Origin of the sequence: Legionella pneumophila subsp. fraseri, assembly GCF_000586315.1 — a bacterium.
GTDB classification, from domain to species: domain Bacteria; phylum Pseudomonadota; class Gammaproteobacteria; order Legionellales; family Legionellaceae; genus Legionella; species Legionella pneumophila_B.
The window spans coordinates 77861-97850 of sequence record NZ_JFIM01000016.1; the positions used below are offsets into that span (position 1 = coordinate 77861).

The following is a 19990-nucleotide window of genomic DNA, read 5'->3' on the forward strand; positions in this document are numbered from 1 at the left end:
TCCTGTGATTGAAGCAACTGAATAATTCAGTTATTTATTATTTAAGATTTGGATTTTGTTTTGCTTTCTTTTTCAGAATGGATGTTTCCTTCTTCATTCCCATAAATTTGTTCTTTTAGGGAGTTCATAAGTCCAGCCATAAAAAACAATTCTGCTGTTAAATACAAGGGTGCGATAAGGGCTTGGGTAAAATTAACCATAAAGGCAGGTTTTTTCCCCTCAATAAAGTGACCGTATAATTGCAATCCCCAACCCACAACAAAAGTAATAATAAATACCCAAAGTCCGAATTTCGTTGGACCATCATAGTTAAACCAACTGGCTAGCCATAACAAAAAGATCAAAATCGGAGTTAATGCCAAGGCGAGTTGCCAGTTTAACAGGAAGTAATAAATGAGGGCAGCTAATGTTGCTAAACAAGCAAGATCGGTTGCATAAACACCTGGAATAACAATTTTAACAAATCCCAAAAAGATCATGATGGAAAGCATGATTAATGGGACTCCTGCCATATGCGTGTAACGTGTCGCTTTGTTTTGATGGTAAGTTGCATAGAATTGAGCTTGCTCAATAAATGATTTCATTTTCTTTTCGTCCTGATGTTGAGGGTCATGAAGAAAACATAGCACATAAAATAAAGAAGTACCAAAAAGAGAGAAGTTCTTAACCATTCTTTGTTAATAGTCATTGAATTTGATTTGGTCTATTCATTACCAGGATTTTTTTGAACGATAAAATCAAAGTGGGTAAACCCAAATATTGATTGGCTTTGAAATCCATAGAGTTACGGAAGCAAATAGTGCTTCCGTATCCATGTAGTTGTTATACGCTGATCAGCGAACTGTTCTGAAATATCTCATCATTTTCGATGGAGAGAACATATCATCTGCTTCTATAGCAAACGCTATAATGTCCTTGGATTCGGTATTATATTGGCATATCCAATTGCCTTCTCCATCATCTTCTGGATGGGGAGAACCTGACATGGTTGAAAGTAATTTATTGCTTTCTGCCAATGCCATATCATCATTGTCAGCTGCGATTGGTCCTACAATAAATACCCAGTTTGAACTGGTATTGTAATGACTTAAATTATAAGTGATATACATGCCCTCCAAAATTTCAGCAGACATGGACATCCCTTCCGATTGAATCGAGGGTATACTGGGGCATGCCTCAGGTTTTATTTGATTTGCTAAAGAAGAGCCAGCCAAGATTACAGCACTGATAAAAGCAGTCAACTTGGTTTTCAACATCATGTTACTTCTCCTTGTTACCTAACAGTTAAAAATCTTCAAGAGACTAGCAAGTTGAATTTTCAGTTGCAACAGTTTTAAAAGGATGTGATTGGTATTTATTCCGCAATATCTTTTGCCGCATGTGGGGGTTATTACTTATTTATAATGATATTTTTCCGAGGATATACAACACGTTTCCTGCTCCTGCTGAGCCAGGGATGTAGGTTGCCGCAATCGTTGTTCGTTTATAGAAAATGGCGACCCATGGTAATGCTCCTGGAAAGGGGACGTTATCATAATCAACGCGAGAAGTAACCAATACGGAGTATCCGAGGCCTGCTTTTAAATCTTTATTTACAGAAGCTGTTTTTAGATAGGCATAACCAACGGCGGGTTCTATATGGCGATGGGAATCAAGGAAGGCAATCGCATAAAGTCCATGCCAGTTTCCTTTTTCATCAAAAAGACTTTTACCTAATCCGCCACCCCATGCGGCTTCATTGTAGGATTTAATTTTCTCAGGTCTATACGTGTAGCGGTTATGCCAGGCATAACCCGAAAAATACATATCATCATGGCCTTCTGTCCATGTTTGATGGATACGTTGACATACGGGTTTAAGGATAGGGATCCATCGAGAACAAGGATTAGATGCCGTTTCGGATGCCGCAAAAGCATTTAAAGAGCAAATTACTGTTAAGCTGGAAATTAATCTTTTCATTCAATTTTTAACCTTTGCAGGGTTTCTCCCAGCTATAATTTAATGGTAGAGTTGAGTTGTGTAAGGTTTTGTTAGATGGAAGATAACCGGAGTTTATGTTTATTGATAACTTAAATTTCTGAAATAAACAATAAAAAATAAACCTGAGAGCATACTATCATGGACTTGTTTCGTAAAAAAGATATAAAAGGATCATTAGATAATGAATCACATTTGGCGAAATGCCTTAATGTATTTGACCTTACCTTTTTGGGAGTGGGTGCGATTATAGGTGCTGGTATTTTTGTTCTGACAGGAATAGTTGCTGCCACTCTCACTGGGCCAGCCGTGATATTCTCCTATGTTGTTGCCGGATTTGCTTGCGCGTTTGCAGCCTTATCCTATGCTGAATTGGCTGCCAGCATAGGAGGTTGTGGCAGTGCTTATGGATATGCTTACGCAGGATTTGGTGAGTTAATCGCGTGGATCGTCGGATGGGATTTGTTATTGGAATATTCTATTGCTGTATCGGCTGTTTCTATCGGCTGGAGTGGTTATGCCAATGATTTTTTAATGGCTCTGAAAATATTTATTCCAACTCATTTATTACACGGCCCTGCTGACGGCGGCGATCTCAATATTTTAGCCATTTCGATCATCGCCGTTTTAACTACATTATTAATTATTGGTGTGAAGTCTAGTTCTCGATTTAATAATATCATGGTGCTTGTTAAGCTTTTGGTTATTTTTATTTTTATAGTGATCGCATTTGGTGAGGTCAAGGTTGAAAATTGGTCTTCTTTCATGCCATATGGTTGGGCTGGTGTAATGAAAGGTGCTTCAATCATCTTTTTTGCCTACGTGGGGTTTGATGCTGTCTCTACTGCCGCCGAAGAAGCCATTAATCCACAACGAGACTTACCTATAGGGATAATCGCCTCTCTGGCTATTTGTACGGTGATATATATTCTGGTTTCAGGTTTATTAACCGGAATTGCCCATTACACTACTCTTAACGTTTCATCACCAATCAGTCATGTTCTGCTTGTCTTGGGTTATAAAACAGCAGCTGGACTGGTCGGTGTGGGTGCAATTGCTGGTTTAACCACAGTTATGTTGGTCCTGTTCTATGGATTAACCAGGGTGTTTTTAGCGATGTCAAGGGATGGTTTATTGCCAAGGTTCTTATCAAAAACGAATGAACAGACTAAAACACCAGTTCGAATTATATTGTTATGCGGTATATTAATGGCAGCTCTCGCTTCAGTGACTCCTATTGGTACTTTGGCGGAGTTAGTAAATATTGGCACCTTGTTTGCCTTTATTATTGTTTGTGGAGGTGTTTTATATTTAAGGCGAACCCATCCTGATATGGAAAGGCCATTCAAAACTCCCTTTATGCCTTATGTTCCTGTATTAGGTATAATAAGCTGTTTTTATTTGATTTTGAATTTGCCATGGGTAACGATATTGCGTTTTATGATTTGGATGCTAGTTGGTATAGTGGTCTATTTTGCATTTAGCAGGACAAATAGTGCATTAAGTGTTGAAGGGGATTGTGCCGCTGAATAAGGTTATAATCTAAACAGTTGGTGAGATGGTCATGATGGCAGCAGCAACTAATGCTGCTGCTGGGATGGTAAGCAACCAGGAATAGAATATCCTTCGTAAAACTTTCCAGTGGGCGCCACCTATTCCACTGATTAACCCAACTCCTGCAATGGAACCCGTGACCGTATGGGTAGTTGAGACAGGGACTCCAAATTCTGTTGCGGCGAAAATGGTAATGGCAGCTCCTGTTTCAGCGGCACAACCCTTCAGTGTGTTAAGTTTGGTAATTTTAGTTCCCATCGTATGCACAATTCTCCAGCCTCCAGCTAAAGTCCCCAGACTAATTACCCCGTGACATGAAATGACGACCCAAAATGGCACATAAAATACACCATCAAGCCAAGATGCTGAAAAAAGTAATACCGCGATGATTCCCATCGTTTTTTGTGCGTCATTACCTCCATGAGTGATACTTAATAGTGCTGAAGAAATCAGTTGAAAGCTTTTAAATAATGTATTCAGTTCTTCTTCGTTCTTATGTCTAAGAAACAAAGTGAAAATATGAGTAAATAATAAGCCAATCAATAATCCTAGAACAGGAGATACGAATATTCCTGCCGCCACTTTGGCAAAACCTGTAATCTTGAGGGAAGATAGGCCTCCCTTGGCTATTGCCGCACCGGCCAATCCACCAATTAAGGCATGAGAGGAACTTGATGGCAGTCCATAATACCAAGTCACTAAATTCCAGAATATCGCTCCCATCAAGGCTGCTAAAATAAAATAAGTATCTACCAGATCAGTATCGATTAGACCGTAGCCTATTGTTTGGGCTACAGTTAAATTGAAAATCAGGAAAGCAATGAAGTTAAAAAAAGCAGCCCATAGTACAGCTTGTCTTGGCGTTAAAACACCTGTAGTGACTATGGTTGCAATTGAATTGGCGGCATCATGAAATCCATTAATGAAATCAAATACGAAGGCAACAAAGATGACAAATAGAATGAATATCGTATTGTAGTCCATATGTAATCATATCCTGTTAAATATAATAACTACTCTGAGTCATTAATTTTGATACAGCATTCATCAATTGTTTAATAACATAGGGAAGTTCAACTGCTCCAGCTTCCATGGCTGTATTCGCATGATGTTCTTCGTCTTCTTGCATTTTTTCTAATATGGCTTTTGATTTTTTATCCTTTTCCGGGAGATAATGAAGATGTCTTTGTAAATGAGCTGTTACCTGGCGCTCTGTTTCAGCAACAAATCCCAAACTGATTTTATCGCCAGCCAATCCAGCCAAGGCACCTAATAGAACAGAACCGCAATACCAGATGGGATTTAAAAGACTGGGTTTGCTGCCTAATTCATACAATCGTTCTTCGCACCAGGCCAAATGATCGACTTCTTCGGCCGCAGCATTAGCCATTTGCTCTTTGATGTGAGTCAGCCGTGCTGTTAGAGCTTGTCCTTGATAAAGCGCTTGAGCGCATACTTCTCCGGTATGATTGACTCTCATTAATCCTGAAATATGTTTCCTTTCCTCATTGGAAAGCACGGTGTCAGCAAGGTTCTCAGCAGGGGATTGGCGCGCTGTAATACGTTTTTTTGGCAAAACAAGAGTTCGAAGCGCACTATCGACTTCACCTATTAACCCATCTAGGAAGCTTGATGTTCGCATGGATACTTTAAATAAAGTGTTGGATCTCTATGTTAACTTGATTGGTGAGCAGTTTGAAGTCATTAGTCAATTAAATTTTATAAGGTTGTTTAATATCGCTGCTTGTGAATTATGATGAAGTTATTAAGTGATCATATTTGGTGCGCTTATTTTGATTATTACGCGATAAGATCCTAAGCTTTATTATACATAAATGATGCGCACACATCTAAATTAGCACACGATGGATAAAATGAGGAAGGTTAAAAGGCCAAGTCCATTAAGTCATCTTAACCAGTTGGAACGAAGATTAGTAAGCCAAATGATTGAACTGAGTTACGATGAAAATACATTACATACTTTAAGTTTGCGTGGGTTAAAGTTACTTGGTAAGCATCCCTTATTAAAAGATACAATTACAGCGATTTGGCATTATGACGGCAGTCATATCAATATTATGGCTTCTAATGGATTAATATTTGATGCGCAACATGAATTAGAGAAATTTTTAACTGAAGTGTCGGATTGGCACTTTTTAAAAACAAATAAGACAAAGCTCAAGAAGCATTCTAAAGAAAAATCAAAGCAGCGTATCGATATTTGCCTAGATAATTATCAAGGTAATTTATTTTGTATTAGTTTCTGGTTTGAGTCTATTAATTTTAATTTTGAAACACTAATGCCTTTTTTTAAAGATATTCTGGGTGTATTAAATCTGTCTTTAGCCAAATTGATGAGTAAAAAAAGGGAAAAGCTGCTGACCACTATTTTGGAAAAAGCAGGCGACTCTGTCGAAATAACTGATGAAGAAGCTGTCATTCAATATGTTAATCCTGCTTTTGAGAATATCACTTTGTATAATGCTCATGAGGCGATGAACAAAACGGTGGCGTCCTTATTGCGTTCACCGGTCGAAGACGTTCATTTATTTGAACAAATAAATCAAACACTTAAATCAGGGAGTACATGGAAGGGGCAAATACGCTCAAGAAAAAAGGATGGCAGCTATTGGATCGCGCAAACCATCATAGTTCCTGTGATGGATGATGAGTTAGGGAGAATTACCCGGCATATAGCCATTAAACAAGATATTACTGAACAAGTACATCGATTCAATCAACTAAAAATTAGCGAGGAACGATATCGAAATCTGATGAACGCTGTATCGGATGGTATTTTTATTCATAATTTGCAGGGAGCATTTCTGGAGGTGAATGAAGCAGCTTGTTTGTCTTTGAATTATAGTCGGGAGGAGTTAATTAATTCCTATGTTTGGGATATTGAAGTGGGATTTTCGCAGGAAAGTTTAAATCAGTTGTGGGAGGATGTGCAAAAGGGGCCTGTTAACATAGAAGGGATGCACCGCAGGAAAGATGGCACAATTTTTCCTGTTGACGTTCGTTTAGCGGTTTTTAATGCGACTGGTGAGAAATTGGTTTTGGCTATAGTAAGGGATATTACACTTCAAAAACGCTCTGAAGCGACTATAAGAAAGTTAACACGAGCTTTAGAGCAAAGCCCTGTTTTAGTCATAATAACTGATAAAACGGGAACTATTGAGTATGTCAATGCAAAAGTGATAGAGCAAACCGGTTATCGCAAGGAAGAATTGATTTGGGGAAATACAAGAATTTTACGATCAGGCCAAACACCCCATGAAACTTATAAAACCATGTGGGAACAATTAGCCAATGGGGAAGAGTGGCATGGTGAGTTGCTGAATAAAAACAAATCCGGAGAGCATTTTTGGGTATCAGCAATTATTTCTCCAATTCGCAATGATAATGAAGAAATAACTCATTATCTGGCTGTTATGGAAGATGTGACTCAGAAGAAAAGCTATGAGGAAATGTTAAAATACCAGGCAACATTTGATAATTTAACCAATCTTCCTAATCGTCTCTATGCGGTTAACAAATTGGAACGAGCCATTTCAAAATCCCACATCAACAATCAAAAATTGGCGGTGCTGTTTTTAGATTTGGATGAATTTAAACAGATTAATGATTCCTTGGGACATGCGGTTGGTGATTCACTATTGAAAGCGTTATCAGAACGTTTCCTATCTGTTGTACGGCAAACCGATACGATTGCACGGTTAGGTGGTGATGAATTCATGATGATTTTAGAAAACATCATGCAAGATACCGATGCTGAAAGTATCGCAAAAAAATGTCGAGAAGTTTGTTCTCAACCTTTTGTAATTGAATCACAAGAATTACTGGTGTCTACAAGTATAGGAATTGCAATATATCCTTATCATGGCAAGGATGCCAAAACTTTAATGCGTAATGCAGACACAGCCATGTATCAGAGTAAGATGCGGGGTAAAAATAATTGGACAGTATTTCAAAATACCATGGTTGAGGAGGCAAATAACCATATTCGTATTAAGACGGAGCTATATCAGGCGCTAACACGTAATGAATTATATATTTGTTACCAACCGATCATTGAGCTTAAAGAAAACAAGGTAGTCGCTGCGGAGGCCTTGTTACGTTGGCAAAACACAACCTTAGGTCAAATCACTCCTGACCAGATTATCCCCTTGGCTGAGGAGACCGGGATGATTATTCCATTAGGCTATTGGATTTTGGATAAGGTGTGTACGCAAGCGAAAGAGTGGCAATTTATTACCAGCAGCAAGATAAAAGTAGCAGTGAATATCTCTACCTTACAATTAAAACAAAAGGATTTTATTAATAAGGTACAAGAAATTTTGAAAAGGACGAAATTATCTGCAGATTCTCTAATTTTTGAAATTACAGAATCTGCATTTATTGATGATTCAAAATTCATTTTATCTCAATTAAACAAATTAAGTGATATGGGTATTCATTTTTCTTTGGATGATTTTGGGGTAGGATATTCTTTCCTGCAGTATATTAAATCCTATCCATTCAAAAGTTTAAAAATTGATCGCGTTTTTATTCAAAGTGTAAATACAAATCATAATGAGTTAAGTTTGATTAATAGTATTATAGCCATGGCACGCAATCTGAAACTGTCGGTTATTGCTGAAGGAATAGAAACGGCAGAACAATTGGAATTAATGCGTTCAATGAACTGTGATATGGTACAGGGATAGTATTTTTCCAAACCTTTAAGTGGAGATAAGTTTTTGTCAGGACTTATGAAAAACCGCAGGGTCGAGGCAAAAAATATTTTTGATGAGGGAGTTTAGAATAAACTAATTGACTGCATTAAAAACTTTTTTTAACAATGAGATTGGGGTTTTTCGTCAGTCCTGCTTTATTTAGTGAATAAGCATGAAAGGGTGCCTATTCTTTAAATTAGGCACGGATGTCGATGGCTGGTACTAACTTATTTGTTTTTACTTCAGGTGCAAAAAACAGCAGGATATTCTTGTTATTATGATTTTAAATGATTAAGAGATGAATTTTGTGCTATCCATTGCTCAAGTTGCTTCACCACGTCTTCTTGCTTATACCGGCTGGCAGGATGCGATGTTAATAATCCCTTTTCAGCAAGTGCATCAGCCAGGTAGGATGTGAAGGAATGATGATGATACGCCCTGGAGGAGTGGCCTAAAAAATCTTTTAATCTTTCTATGGTTTCATCCATCGTAGCATTTTTTGCGCTGATAGAAGTATATAGATTATTGGCTGTAGTGATTCCAAAGTTTCCATGACGAAAAAAACTGAAATAGCCATCTCCTTGTCCTCTATTGTATTTGGGATTATTTTTATTTTCGGATTTCGTGTGGTAATTCGTATAATTTTGCACAGCCGTATAAACAGCAAATTGCAAGTCATTCACTGACAAGGTGGTTTGGTCTAAAAATACATTAACGTGTTGCTCGGTCTCTTTAGCCATTGGTCTGCAGCGAGATTTGTCCAGAGGTGTCCTTGTAACTTTAGCTTGTAAATGAGCAGGCAAGCGCCTTCCGTGGGGGCCTTGCGGACGTTCTCTTACAAAATGGTTTAGCTTCGGTTTTTCACTATAGCTATCCGTTTTTTTGTTAGAAAATGTGGGCAAGTTCTCTTCTTGAGGCGCCAGTCCTTTGAATTGTTGGTACTTGCTTTGAGAGTCAATAGCAGCCCATGCCTCTTGTATTTCTTTGGCAGTAACTATCTGGGTGTTATTAGGGGGTATTTTAGGAGCAAAAGGATTAATACCCCCCATTTTTTTAATGCGTTCTTCTTTCTCTAAGGCCTCAAGTTTTTGTTGATACTTTCTTCTGATAGAATCATAGGATTCATTGTTTTCTATGTTTAACCATCTAAGCAAGGCTTCTGTTTTCATTAATAAACTCCAATTGCAGAGCACCATTAAATTGGTATGAATTCTATATTATTTTCATCTATTTTCATCGCTAATTTAAACCAAGCTCTGCTACAAAGGCCAGGCCTAATTTAGTGAAATTAACCATATGTTCCAGATTCAGAATGTCCAAAGTATCATCTGAGGTATGAACATAAGGATTATCATCGTCTAAAGTAGTAGCAGATGGGTAGGTGGTTTTAAAACCTTCATAGGTCCAATTCACGTGATCACTGCAGGCATAACCACACTTAGTGTAGCCAACAGGAATTTTGACATAGTGTGTTAATAATTGTGCAGTAAATTCAGTCAAACCTTTGTCTACATAATCCTTTAATAGCCAAATCGTTTGGTCTTTGGAGTTGGCTCTGTATCCTGCCTGGTCTAATTGCATTACTGCCTTCACTGGAGTATTTTTCTGTAAAAAATCTTGTACTACATATCCAGAGCCAATAAGCCCTCTTTCCTCAGCAGCATAAGCGATAAAATAAACGGGTCTATTGAGCTCCAAATCCGATGAAAAGAGAACTCTTGCCATTTCAAGTTCAACGGATATTCCGCTAGAGTCATCATCGGCGCCAGGCATATTACCGTCCAGTGTGTCAATATGCGCTCCTACAACAATTGCTTCACCTGGTTTATCTTTTCCAATCACTGTGACGACTGAGGGTTGTATATATTTATTACCCGTTTTGACAAAGTAGCTATCCACATCCTTTCTTCCGTAATCTTGGGCCAAAGTATCAAATTGCTGTTTAAACCATTGTGCAGCGTCTACTCCTGTCCTGGATTTGGCAGAGCGGTTGATATAACTGGTTAAATGTTGATTGGTCTGCCATATTTTGGCTGGATCAATTTGATCGAACAAACCATGGACTTGTGCTTCATGATTAATAGGGTAAGGGTTTGCGGGTGGAATGGGGTGGTGGCGGGTCAGTTTATCCAATAATTTTTGCGAATCAAGGAAACCATTGTAGATATTTTTGATATAGGGCTCAGCATTAAGGTAATGTCCGCATACCGGTCTCATTTTTTGTAGAGTATTGGCAATATTGTCATCAATGGAAATGGCAATGAAGCTAAAGTGATCAGATTGGGTAATTAACCTGGCTTTGTCTTTTAGTTGCTCATAAAGGCAGTTTGACACAATGATTCTATCCTCCTTATAAGACTGAGGCAGACACCACCCGCTAACACTTGAAAAGCACAATAAAATAACGCCAGCTAGCCTTGATTTAAATATCATGAAAAACTCCATTTCATTTTTATTCATTGCAATATATTACATGAAGGAGATTTAGGCCATTCTTTACTGCAATGAATGGGCGTGTTCATGTTTTTCATCGCCCTTTGCCTCTATGTCATTCTTATTATCCCAAAAAGTGCCTGAAACTATGGAATAGCTCGATGATCTTGAACGTTGAAGCCTTTCATCACGTTCTCGCAAGACTTTCTTGCCAAAAAAAGTGCCTGCCAAATAGGTGCTGATACCAATACTTGTAGTTGCTGCCAGAAGGGGGGCGCTTGACTGATGGCTGGGCTTTAAAAGCACTCCTCCACCATAAGTGACATTGGTCATCGCATTGGCTTTCACTTTTTCATTGACCAACAGGCTTAAATAATCTGTGTGGATGGTTGTATTTTGAGACACAAAAAAATCAAGGGGGAAAAATTCTGATGTAACTGGGCCAGTATAATCAGGCGTTTTCACTGAGCCAGTTATATTTGTTCCATTAAAAGGATAAGTGAAATGATATTGCGATAAATCCTTGATTGAGAAATCCAGAACATTTTTTGCTAAAAGACTGCTAAATGAAGCGATTGCCAAAGAATTACAAAAGGATTCTGCGTTGACATACAGATATTCTTTGTAAGAAGGTGGTTCTAAGTCAGTGCTGTACCTGGAATTAAAGTGATATTTGTCTTCTCTGTTTTGTTGCCATTTTTTAAGGTTGGCACCAAAAGTCCTTAAGGTAGTCCCGGAAAGAATAGCCAGAGAACTGATCATAAAAATAGTGCCTGGATTGGCAAAATCATTCAATGCATAGCTGCCACCGCCGGATTTTTCCAGTAAATCTCTGCGAAAAGGAATGGTTTGATTAAATCCATAATTAAATTCTACTGCAGTCACATCCAAATTAACTGTGCCAGCTACTCCAACTGATCCGAAGTATCCTGCTTTTATCGTTTCAGACATGGAGTAAGAGAGAGAGACCCCAGCGCCTCCGACCATACAGGCTAGTGAGCCCGCTGCATTTAAAGAGTTTGCCGCACCTTCGATTACGGTATTAGTAACCACGCGATACGCATTCCAAAATCGATCAGTCCATCCCATATTTAAAGTCTTTTGTTAAATGATAAAAAATAAATTCGCCACTTTGATTAAGTACGAATCAGTGATGTTGGAAAGAATAACATATTTTTTTTAAAAGCCAGATTTATTTGTGGCAAAAAATAGCATTTAGTAGAAAAATAGCCCCTTTATGGTTTTGTTTTGGTCATTATGGAATGGTTTTCACGTTGACTAATGGTATTAACCATTACATATAATCGAAAGTTGTTGCTATATTTAAAATAAGTTATTAGCAATAATATGAAATGAAACTACACTCTATCAGCACAAACAAGATGCGCCTAATCATCAGCATGTGGCCTATATATCTATTCGCAGTTTTGTTTCTTGTAGCAAGTCTTTTTACAATCCTTATTCTAATGATGGAGTACACTCTCGTTTGCAAAAACAAAGAGTATCATTTGGCTAAGGAGTGTGTTTTACAAAGCAATATTTATGATTTATATCATTCCAGTACCGACTTGGGGGATTTAAAGGCAGCCGTAGTTAAAAGCAGTCGTTCAAGCAAAGGAAATACGCTTTATTATATCGATTTGTTAACGGATAAAGGTTCAGTCAATCTTACGGGGAGTAGTTCCAGCGGCCGAAGCGACAAGGACATTGTTGCGAATAGGATTAACAACTATATAAGCAATAGCTTGGAAACGACTTTTAAAGTGAGTTACCCAGCCTCTTGGTGGATGTATGGGTTATCCGGCTTTTTTCTGGTGGTAGGTGTTTTTTTGCTTACCGTTAGAGGGGCTATCATTGATTTTGACAGAATATTAAAAACAATTGTAATCAAAAGAAAGGGATTATTTAAGACAGAGGAAACCAAATTATCGTTTTCTGATGTAGATAAAATTATAGTCGAAGAGTCGATTGGGAGTAGAGGCGCGAAAACTTGTAGACTTGCCATCACTCTAAAGGATAAGCCGCCTCTTCCTTTTGTAACAACGTATGATTCTTCTTTTGCTAAAAAGGAAAAGATCGCCAATCAATTAAATCAATTTATCCATGAGAGTTGATTGCTTAATTGGACACTTCAAAAAATGGTTTATAAAAAGCCGTAATAAAACCTTAAGCAAAATTGCATATAATGTATACATTTTGTAACAAAATAATCATATCCTGGATTCTGGAGAAGGAAAGTAGAATGCCTAAATTTTTTGCTTTGTTGATATGTATTTCAATTGGTTTATTAAGCTTCCCAACTTATGCTCAAAAAACGATACGACTTAGCCCTAACGAAACCAAGACGCTAAAAAATAGTACTTTATGGACTTTGAATGCGACTTGTAACGTGCAGAGTAGCACGCAGATTAATGGTAAAATAAAAATCATCGTTTTAAAGAACAATGGTAAAGTAAATGGTAAAAGTCTTTCAACTGGTCAGGGAACTTCTATTACAATAAAAAATAATAGCAGCATCTCGGTTAGTGCAGAATCAGGGACTCAGATTAATCTGATTAACTTGGGTGATCAAGAATTACAAGCAGTTTGTTCTACTTAATTGCAAGAGATCAGCCCCCTACCTGGAACTCAATAGTTTGCGGGAGACGACTGTTTCCTTATTCCGTTAATAATAGAGCCATAGATAAATAGTCTCCACGATAGTCGGGACTATTTACTCGCTTAATCATTTGATTGAGATACCCAATTTCTATCGTACTGTTTTTACTGGTTCTATAACCTAAGCCAAGAAATAAACGGTTTTGATCAAAGCCTTGATTACGTTGAAGATTAAAATCATTCAGGTGAAAAAAAGCTTCATCACTAATCACTGCTGCGTATTTAGGATGTTTGGGGATAAAAATACTGGTTTTAAGTAATTGTCTATAACGCCAGGCGGTATGAATAGCTCTTTCGATGAAGCGTTCTTCCAAACGCGAACGGGCCGTAAGCCTGAAGCGAGTATACTCCTTGCTCCACAATAACTGTTGCCAAATTCGATTTTCATTTACAGGAGGGTTGGCAAATGGTTGCGCTGTATAGATTCTATCATATCCGAGCCAGATGGTTGTAGTAGGCCAGAGTTCGTATCCCAAGCCTGGGCGTAATAGCTGTTGAGAGAGTTGTGAAATATTTTCACCAATCCTCTCTTGTATTTCGAGCCAATAACGTATTTTGCGATGCTGTTTGTTGATTGGTCCTACCGCGTTCATAAGAGTCCATAGTTGAGTATCTCTTGTTGATGCTCTGACAGGAGCATAAGTGAACATTTGTACAATAAACAAAATAGAAAAAGCGAACAGAAACTTTTTCTTTAAACTAAAGGAATGCTGGTAATTCATTATTTTAAAGGACTTATAAGCTTATAGTGCATGAGGTTTGAGAAGCTCTTGCCAATAGGTTTTTTTATTTTAGCGTTCCATTTTTTTATAAAATAGCTGAGAGTCATATCTTTATAATATTGATAGAATGATATTGCCTTTTTATTGTTCTCCAGATTATAGGCAAAAATCAATAGATTTATTAAGCGTTTAAGTCATTTGTCTGTTTAAATGGTACTTAAGGCTGAAAGTAAAGATTATATATTTTAATGTAGGTTCCATCATTTTCAATAGCAATTAATGCCTGATTGATTTTTTCAATAAGTGCAGCTTGATCTAATCTGGCGACAACCGCAAATCCTATTCCAAAAGGAAAACTGTCTCCCAATAACTTACAGTCAGGTGTATTCGACACCCAGTATTGCGCTTGATCGCTATTCGTTATTATTGCGCTAACTTGTGGATCAGTCAGTCCATTAAGCAAATCCATGAATGTTTGATAATATTTAAATTGAATATTATTGTTAAAATAGACCGATTAAATAATCGGCAGTAGGTGAACCTAAATGAATTCCTATAGTCTTTCCTTTAAGATCGTCAATTTTTTTTATATTCGAGTTAGATGGCACAAGAAACTGGTGATAGCTGGCTTTGTAGGGAAGGCTGAATAAAAATCGCTCACTTCTTTCAGGCGTAATATTAATGCTTCCAATGCCTAAATCGATTGCGCCGGAATTAACTTCCGATAAAATTTGTTCAAATAATAATGGCTTGTATTGACATTTTGCATTGATGCGTTTGCAAATCTCATCCATAAGTTCAATTTCAAAACCATAAAACTCATTTTTCTTGGAAGAATTGTTGACCTGAATTTCAAAAGGAGGATTATAAGACAAGGTGCCTATGGTCAAAGTCAGGGCATACCCTTTATAAAAGGGAATAACCAAGAGCAAAGAACATAAATAAATTCTGAGGCGAACCATTTAAAGATCCTTTTTATATAGTTATTTATTATTTTAGCCTCATTTTAGCAAAATAAAAGGTCAGTTAGGTTGTTTTTAAGCAACCTACCTTATCCTTAACAAAATTAAGGCAGATTGCAATGCTTGCTAATTGATAAAGCTGATGATGCTGTACGAATTAACTGTGAGCCGATACATGATGAATAGTTTGCTGTTCCAGCTCATTTTGTTTGTCTAACCAGGCAATTAATTTTGGTCGGAATAATTTAAAAAACAAATAGAACCGGTTGCTTGAACGAATTTGTGCCATCTCATCTCTTGCGTACAGTTCTGCAATCTCAGATGGTGTTGTTAATTTTAAATTCAAGGCTATTTTATCCATATGGAAAGCAATATCCGTTAGAGCGCAATCACTTAATTTGAATTCACCATCAATGATTTCTTTGCCATTTAATTTTAAATCTTTCAAGGTGAATTGATGTTGATAGAAATACTCACAGGTTTTTCCATTGGCTGCTTTTAATTGGGGAGCCGCCCCCGCAATCTCCAGCTCCCTGATTAGCTCATCAAAATGATAAAAATTAGCCCAATGCAAGGCAGTCATGCCATGATGATCTCTTTGATTGACAGCACAACCTAATTCTTGCATTTTCGCCAAAATTAATCGGGCTGCCTCTTTATCAGCAAGTTTGCAGGCTAATAAAAGTGCTGTATTTTCATAAGAGCATGTTATTAGTAAATTGCGGTTGGCAAAGGTTAACGCTCGTTCCAGATTCGTTTTGTTACCCTCAATAACGGCCAGATGCAAAGGCGTGTTTGTTGGTATCTCGTCGTCATAATTTTCTTTACTAGGGAGGCTCATTGCGCAAAAGGATGGCAAAGTTTCTCTCAGGAAAGACAGAGCGCTGCTGTGCAATAGTTCTTCATGATAGAGAGAAAAAAAAGCGTCAAGAGCATCTAGTTGTTTAAGTAGTGGATAGATTGTTTCCAGCATTTCCTCGGTTAACAAGTCGTTACTTTGTAATTTAAGCCAGAATGACTCATATTTTTCTATGATTTGCCCATTACACAAATGAGGAGTCATTTTTTCCATAAAACCTTGGCTTAATATGCCTAATTTATCCGTAGTGCCTATGAATTTTGAAAGTGCTTTAAGCTCAGGGATGCCAAGATTGTTGCTAATTAATAAATGAGCAATAGCAGGAATTAAATCATTGGGTGTTACCTGGGTTAACCCGAACAGTTCAAAAAGAAGAATCCATTCATCGTATTGCTCAAATACGCCATCCCCCTGATAAAATTGCAGAGGAGGGACTTTCGTTATGTTTGTATATCGTTCCAGTTTATTTTTTTGAGCCAAATAGCATACCAACTCATAGGTTTTATTATCTTTTGGTGGAAGCATCCTGACTGCATCAATCAATGCGGTTCTTGATAGAGAGCTCGTATTTTCATCAACATAGATGCGGAGAGCCAAGGTAGGATTGGAGAGACGCCTGTGCTTAATGAAACTGATTAAATGGATTAATTCGGTTAATTGTTGAAATTGCCGTTCTGTCAATTTTCTCTTAAAGCCTTCAGCTACTCTTGTTTCAATTTCATTGATGGGAATGCCTGGAGTGTCAATGATTGTCAGGAACCAGTCGGTAAAAGTAATTGTTTCAATATGGGGAATTGTAGCGGCCATAATCATTCCTTAAATAAGTTGTCAACATTATAAACAAAAAGTATTATTTTGATAACAATAAAATGACATTTTGTAAAATAAATACGATAAAAGATCTGTATAAATCATAGAGTCGAATGTCATGGTGTCCGGTGGGTATGGGGAGAAAACGGATGAAAAAATTGCAGGAATTAATTATTCATTTTGTAGATATTCAATCTTCTTCTGGATTACTATTGATAGGTGAGATAAATAGTGTGAGTAGCCATCTTGAAATTTCGGTTCCGTTTTTATCTAGGTATTATTCTTTTAATTTTGGCGATAGTTTGTCCTTTGCTGATCCCGTTCATTGTGCAATCCAATTTCTCGGTGCTGATAAAGGGTTTTCTATCTTCAATATTAGTGTTTGGTCTCCCAGAAATTTTGATAGTTTTAGCTATCGCTTTACTTGGAAAAGAAGCGTATGGCTTTATCGAGCAAAAAATTAAAAATATCCTTTTTAAAGAAAAAGTCTCAAGAGCTCGTTATCGTTTAGGTTTGGTTTTCTTTGCCTTCCCACTTGTTATAGGGTTGCTGGAGGTCTTTGTAAAAGAAATTACCTTAGCTTATGGACGTTATTATTATTGGATAGAAATCGTATGGACCACTATGTTTGCTTTAAGCTTTTTTATTTGTGGCAAACAATTTTGGGATAAATTTAAATCTTTATTTATTTACGATTCTTATGTTGTTTTTGAAAAAACTAAAAAATGAGTTTATTAATTGGAATTGTTTCTAGTTTGGTCTGTCCTCCTTATAGATAGCTTTGCCTATCTGGCGATTTACAATATTCATTGATTTTAGGCAAGCTCAATTTATTGATATGCTCTTGCCCTGGCAATATCTCTATTCCCCAGAGTGAGAATATGGGGTTGTCATCTATCGTATATCTTGCGTCTGCGAGGATTAATGGATTTGTATTGGCAACAATTAGAAATCCATCGGTAAACCACTGAAATGTCGCCAAATCACTTTTTTGTCCGGATGACAAAGTGAAAGGAATCATTGATTCATTAAAGCTTAAAGCCTGTCGAATCAGCCTGATTGTGGTTGGATAGAAAAGAGAGGTTTTTGCTTCTGCGATAATTAGACAATGTTGTTGTTTGGCGATGATGCGCCAATCAGTAGAGCTGGCCAATTTAGGCAGAGCACGTGCATGGTTTAATTTGAGACTATTAGCCGTGGCGTATTGATGAATGCCATCTAAAGCTCGGTTATGTAATATCGTATTATAAATCAGAAAAAAAATGCAGAAAAACAAGCTCATTGTTACTGCTTTTTGATTTTGATAGATGACAGACCAGGCTGTCCCCAATAATAGAGGCAGAGTAAATACGGGATCAATAATGGAAATGATATCCCAACTAATACGACTATCGCTCCACGGCCAAAACAAAACGGTGCCGTAAGAAGTCAATGCATCCAATAAACAATGAGTTGCATAACCAACAATAGAGGCTCCAATAGTTACTTTCCAATATTGTCTATATTGTGAAAAACACAATAAAAACAGTGCAATTACCAGGCCTCCAATTGGGATAAACATTAAGGAGTGCGTAAGATAACGGTGCCATTGCTCAAGGCTCAATGGTTCTTGGCTAAAACGAATAAAAACATCCAAATCTGGAGCCATCCCTGCTAAAGCACCTGCTTGCCAAGGGATTTTCTTGCTGTATTTTCCAAAAGTTGCTTGTGCGCAAGCAGCTCCTAAAGCACCGTGAGTTATCGGATCCATTAAACTATTAAGGATTGTAGGTTAACACCATGCATTATTTTAGGAAATACGGTTATGGGCTGATCTTGGTTTATATTCGTTTTATCTAAAAAGTAATAAATTGCGTCAAGTTTATAGTATGGATAGACGGTATAACCCAATCCAGTAATTAATTCACAGGCATATAAAAAATTTTTAGACATTCCAGTTCCATTTCAATTTCTTATTGATAAATTTTGCAAGGCAAAAGATTTTTACCTCTTTTGCCAGTTGAGAAATATAAAAATGATCAATCATAGGCCTCAATTGCTCTAATTTCTTAGTACAATAACGAGAATAGACCAATTCGTTTTTATTATAGAGTCCTTAAATTAAATTGACTTAAATGGAGCACACCATATCATGACCGCAGCAAACAGGTGATTTGATTTGACCGCATCCATTGGGGCATTTTGCTACTTGAACTTTATTTCCGTCATTTTTGACTATGGTGCCGCTAACCAGCAATGCATCGCATTTACTGCAGGTTAAATTTTTTACACCCATACCACATTGATTGCATTTACATTCCATTGTAATGACTCCCCTTTAAAGTAGAAATTTTTATTAAGTATAAACCAATTCAATTACATTGGATTCTAAGAATACTTAAGGACGGTTTTCAAGTCCAGACTCTTCATTGGATTTCTGTCCTAGTAAGACTTCATTGACACTCTCTCTAATACTTTCTGTTATTGCGCCAAGGTTTAAGTGATCTTCTGTTAAACCAAATGGTTCCTCTAAATTTCGGGCAATTCCTTCTATAGCTATAATTAAATAGGTGATAATAATGGTAGCAGGTATTGCCCAAACTCCAAGTGTATCGATTAGACTGCAAGGTAAAAAAAGGATAAAAATAATAAATACATGTTTTACAAAAACTCGAAATGAAAGAGAGATAAATGTATTTTTTATGCGCTCACAACCACCGCAAATATCCATAAATTTGCTAAATTCGTTATCCAACAACCATAGATTCAATCTTTTTGACGCTTTCGTCTTGTCAGAAAGCTCACGATACAGCTCCTGGGCAACATAAGAAGGTACATGACTGGGAAGATTTGCCATTGTTAAAAATTTTTTAAAGTCATCACGAGTACTTTTTTGCCTCAAATGGATAGCTAATACCTCGCAAAACGTGTTGATGAGTTCAGAAAATTTTTTGGCTTCATCGGCATTAGGCAATAACAACACCCTGATTTTTATTGCTAAATTACGACTGGCATTGACTAATTGGCCCCACAGAGTTCTCGCTTCCCACCAACGCTCATAAGCCCGATTGCTTCTAAAAACCAGAAGCAATCCTAAAATGATGCCAAATACACTTTGCGAATAGGATAGCCAGTTACTGGAATGCAAGTTAACTTGCTCAAACCAAAAATAAATAATGGCGCTGTAAACACCAACCAAAACACTAATTCCAAGTACTTTCTTTAGAGCATGGGTAAAATGTACTTCTGAAAATAAATAGCTAACCATGGCTGTCCATTTGATTGTTTCGTTTTTCAAGAATAATAGAAACCAAACTT

The 19990-nt window shown here is 37.2% G+C and carries 20 protein-coding genes; 5 read left to right on the forward strand and 15 right to left on the reverse strand.

Going from position 1 to position 19990, the window contains the following annotated elements; translation table 11 throughout:
• Positions 1–41: 41 nt before the first annotated feature.
• The 3 genes from CC34_RS0105375 to pagP form a co-directional block, all read right to left on the reverse strand.
• Positions 42–584 (reverse strand): Mpo1 family 2-hydroxy fatty acid dioxygenase, encoded by a 543-nt coding sequence (locus CC34_RS0105375; RefSeq protein ID WP_027228313.1) that lies wholly within the window; start codon positions 582–584, stop codon positions 42–44.
• Between the two features lie 249 nt (positions 585–833).
• Positions 834–1259 carry a DUF4949 domain-containing protein gene (locus CC34_RS0105385; RefSeq protein ID WP_028379227.1) on the reverse strand — a complete coding sequence of 142 codons (426 nt, stop codon included), beginning with the start codon at positions 1257–1259 and terminating at the stop codon, positions 834–836.
• A 139-nt stretch (positions 1260–1398) separates the two neighbouring features.
• Complete coding sequence (gene pagP / locus CC34_RS0105390; RefSeq protein WP_027228315.1) at positions 1399–1959, reverse strand: lipid IV(A) palmitoyltransferase PagP; 561 nt, start codon at positions 1957–1959, stop codon at positions 1399–1401.
• 159 nt (positions 1960–2118) lie between these two features.
• Between pagP and CC34_RS0105395 the strand changes: the two genes are divergently transcribed.
• Positions 2119–3510, forward strand: coding sequence for an amino acid permease (locus CC34_RS0105395; protein ID WP_027228316.1), 1392 nt, complete (start codon positions 2119–2121; stop codon positions 3508–3510).
• Positions 3511–3519: 9 nt separating this feature from the next.
• On the opposite strand, the gene CC34_RS0105400 is transcribed toward CC34_RS0105395, so the two are convergent.
• Positions 3520–4515 carry an inorganic phosphate transporter gene (locus tag CC34_RS0105400; protein WP_027228317.1) on the reverse strand — a complete coding sequence of 332 codons (996 nt, stop codon included), beginning with the start codon at positions 4513–4515 and terminating at the stop codon, positions 3520–3522.
• A gap of 16 nt (positions 4516–4531) precedes the next feature.
• Entirely contained in the window at positions 4532–5173 is a 642-nt protein-coding gene (gene coq7, locus CC34_RS0105405; protein WP_028378395.1) for a 2-polyprenyl-3-methyl-6-methoxy-1,4-benzoquinone monooxygenase, read from the reverse strand.
• Between the two features lie 232 nt (positions 5174–5405).
• Here coq7 and CC34_RS01000000116180 point away from each other — a divergent pair, with 232 nt between their 5' ends.
• Positions 5406–8240 carry a sensor domain-containing protein gene (locus CC34_RS01000000116180; RefSeq protein WP_050598197.1) on the forward strand — a complete coding sequence of 945 codons (2835 nt, stop codon included), beginning with the start codon at positions 5406–5408 and terminating at the stop codon, positions 8238–8240.
• Positions 8241–8524: 284 nt separating this feature from the next.
• Here CC34_RS01000000116180 and CC34_RS0105420 read toward each other — a convergent pair whose 3' ends face one another.
• From CC34_RS0105420 to CC34_RS0105430, 3 genes are all read right to left on the reverse strand, one after another.
• Positions 8525–9418 (reverse strand): hypothetical protein, encoded by an 894-nt coding sequence (locus tag CC34_RS0105420; RefSeq protein WP_027228319.1) that lies wholly within the window; start codon positions 9416–9418, stop codon positions 8525–8527.
• Between the two features lie 70 nt (positions 9419–9488).
• Positions 9489–10682, reverse strand: coding sequence for an aminopeptidase LapB (gene lapB, locus CC34_RS0105425; RefSeq protein WP_027228320.1), 1194 nt, complete (start codon positions 10680–10682; stop codon positions 9489–9491).
• A 63-nt stretch (positions 10683–10745) separates the two neighbouring features.
• On the reverse strand, positions 10746–11771 hold the full coding sequence (locus CC34_RS0105430; RefSeq protein WP_027228321.1) for a hypothetical protein: 1026 nt from the start codon (positions 11769–11771) through the stop codon (positions 10746–10748).
• 263 nt (positions 11772–12034) lie between these two features.
• Between CC34_RS0105430 and CC34_RS0105435 the strand changes: the two genes are divergently transcribed.
• Positions 12035–12796, forward strand: coding sequence for a PH domain-containing protein (locus CC34_RS0105435; RefSeq protein ID WP_027228322.1), 762 nt, complete (start codon positions 12035–12037; stop codon positions 12794–12796).
• A 128-nt stretch (positions 12797–12924) separates the two neighbouring features.
• Positions 12925–13281, forward strand: coding sequence for an S-Ena type endospore appendage (locus tag CC34_RS0105440; protein WP_027228323.1), 357 nt, complete (start codon positions 12925–12927; stop codon positions 13279–13281).
• A 58-nt stretch (positions 13282–13339) separates the two neighbouring features.
• On the opposite strand, the gene CC34_RS0105445 is transcribed toward CC34_RS0105440, so the two are convergent.
• The 4 genes from CC34_RS0105445 to ankQ all read right to left on the reverse strand — a co-directional run bounded on the left by CC34_RS0105445 (position 13340) and on the right by ankQ (position 16696).
• Positions 13340–14062 (reverse strand): DUF2490 domain-containing protein, encoded by a 723-nt coding sequence (locus CC34_RS0105445; protein ID WP_027228324.1) that lies wholly within the window; start codon positions 14060–14062, stop codon positions 13340–13342.
• Between the two features lie 217 nt (positions 14063–14279).
• Entirely contained in the window at positions 14280–14531 is a 252-nt protein-coding gene (locus tag CC34_RS1000000117670) for a type 2 periplasmic-binding domain-containing protein (RefSeq protein ID WP_261341536.1), read from the reverse strand.
• Between the two features lie 34 nt (positions 14532–14565).
• Positions 14566–15024 carry a transporter substrate-binding domain-containing protein gene (locus tag CC34_RS1000000117675; RefSeq protein ID WP_261341535.1) on the reverse strand — a complete coding sequence of 153 codons (459 nt, stop codon included), beginning with the start codon at positions 15022–15024 and terminating at the stop codon, positions 14566–14568.
• A 157-nt stretch (positions 15025–15181) separates the two neighbouring features.
• Complete coding sequence (gene ankQ, locus CC34_RS0105455; protein WP_080272226.1) at positions 15182–16696, reverse strand: Dot/Icm T4SS effector AnkQ/LegA10; 1515 nt, start codon at positions 16694–16696, stop codon at positions 15182–15184.
• Between the two features lie 306 nt (positions 16697–17002).
• Here ankQ and CC34_RS0105460 point away from each other — a divergent pair, with 306 nt between their 5' ends.
• Positions 17003–17422: a hypothetical protein gene (locus CC34_RS0105460; RefSeq protein WP_229309779.1), complete on the forward strand. Its 420-nt coding sequence runs from the start codon at positions 17003–17005 to the stop codon at positions 17420–17422.
• 40 nt (positions 17423–17462) lie between these two features.
• Here CC34_RS0105460 and CC34_RS0105465 read toward each other — a convergent pair whose 3' ends face one another.
• The 3 genes from CC34_RS0105465 to CC34_RS0105485 all read right to left on the reverse strand — a co-directional run bounded on the left by CC34_RS0105465 (position 17463) and on the right by CC34_RS0105485 (position 19940).
• Positions 17463–18443: a metal-dependent hydrolase gene (locus CC34_RS0105465; RefSeq protein WP_027228328.1), complete on the reverse strand. Its 981-nt coding sequence runs from the start codon at positions 18441–18443 to the stop codon at positions 17463–17465.
• A gap of 360 nt (positions 18444–18803) precedes the next feature.
• The gene (locus tag CC34_RS0105480; RefSeq protein ID WP_027228330.1) at positions 18804–18995 is read right to left on the reverse strand and encodes a hypothetical protein; all 192 of its coding nucleotides are present in this window, start codon (positions 18993–18995) and stop codon (positions 18804–18806) included.
• 75 nt (positions 18996–19070) lie between these two features.
• Positions 19071–19940 (reverse strand): bestrophin family protein, encoded by an 870-nt coding sequence (locus CC34_RS0105485; protein ID WP_027228331.1) that lies wholly within the window; start codon positions 19938–19940, stop codon positions 19071–19073.
• Between the last annotated feature and the right edge of the window lie 50 nt (positions 19941–19990).

Excerpts from the sequence above, each read along its gene's own strand:
- CC34_RS1000000117670 (WP_261341536.1), bottom strand. The coding sequence starts at position 14,531 with ATGGATTTGCTTAATGGACTGACTGATCCACAAGTTAGCGCAATAATA.
- CC34_RS0105395 (WP_027228316.1), top strand. The coding sequence starts at position 2,119 with ATGGACTTGTTTCGTAAAAAAGATATAAAAGGATCATTAGATAATGAA.
- CC34_RS0105385 (WP_028379227.1), bottom strand. The coding sequence starts at position 1,259 with ATGATGTTGAAAACCAAGTTGACTGCTTTTATCAGTGCTGTAATCTTG.
- CC34_RS0105465 (WP_027228328.1), bottom strand. The coding sequence starts at position 18,443 with ATGGATCCGATAACTCACGGTGCTTTAGGAGCTGCTTGCGCACAAGCA.
- CC34_RS0105480 (WP_027228330.1), bottom strand. The coding sequence starts at position 18,995 with ATGGAATGTAAATGCAATCAATGTGGTATGGGTGTAAAAAATTTAACC.
- CC34_RS0105430 (WP_027228321.1), bottom strand. The coding sequence starts at position 11,771 with ATGGGATGGACTGATCGATTTTGGAATGCGTATCGCGTGGTTACTAAT.
- CC34_RS0105420 (WP_027228319.1), bottom strand. The coding sequence starts at position 9,418 with ATGAAAACAGAAGCCTTGCTTAGATGGTTAAACATAGAAAACAATGAA.
- CC34_RS0105400 (WP_027228317.1), bottom strand. The coding sequence starts at position 4,515 with ATGGACTACAATACGATATTCATTCTATTTGTCATCTTTGTTGCCTTC.
- CC34_RS0105485 (WP_027228331.1), bottom strand. The coding sequence starts at position 19,940 with ATGGTTAGCTATTTATTTTCAGAAGTACATTTTACCCATGCTCTAAAG.
- CC34_RS0105445 (WP_027228324.1), bottom strand. The coding sequence starts at position 14,062 with ATGAATTACCAGCATTCCTTTAGTTTAAAGAAAAAGTTTCTGTTCGCT.
- CC34_RS0105435 (WP_027228322.1), top strand. The coding sequence starts at position 12,035 with ATGAAACTACACTCTATCAGCACAAACAAGATGCGCCTAATCATCAGC.
- ankQ (WP_080272226.1), bottom strand. The coding sequence starts at position 16,696 with ATGATTATGGCCGCTACAATTCCCCATATTGAAACAATTACTTTTACC.
- CC34_RS0105440 (WP_027228323.1), top strand. The coding sequence starts at position 12,925 with ATGCCTAAATTTTTTGCTTTGTTGATATGTATTTCAATTGGTTTATTA.
- CC34_RS0105375 (WP_027228313.1), bottom strand. The coding sequence starts at position 584 with ATGAAATCATTTATTGAGCAAGCTCAATTCTATGCAACTTACCATCAA.
- lapB (WP_027228320.1), bottom strand. The coding sequence starts at position 10,682 with ATGATATTTAAATCAAGGCTAGCTGGCGTTATTTTATTGTGCTTTTCA.
- CC34_RS1000000117675 (WP_261341535.1), bottom strand. The coding sequence starts at position 15,024 with ATGGTTCGCCTCAGAATTTATTTATGTTCTTTGCTCTTGGTTATTCCC.
- pagP (WP_027228315.1), bottom strand. The coding sequence starts at position 1,959 with ATGAAAAGATTAATTTCCAGCTTAACAGTAATTTGCTCTTTAAATGCT.
- coq7 (WP_028378395.1), bottom strand. The coding sequence starts at position 5,173 with ATGCGAACATCAAGCTTCCTAGATGGGTTAATAGGTGAAGTCGATAGT.
- CC34_RS01000000116180 (WP_050598197.1), top strand. The coding sequence starts at position 5,406 with ATGAGGAAGGTTAAAAGGCCAAGTCCATTAAGTCATCTTAACCAGTTG.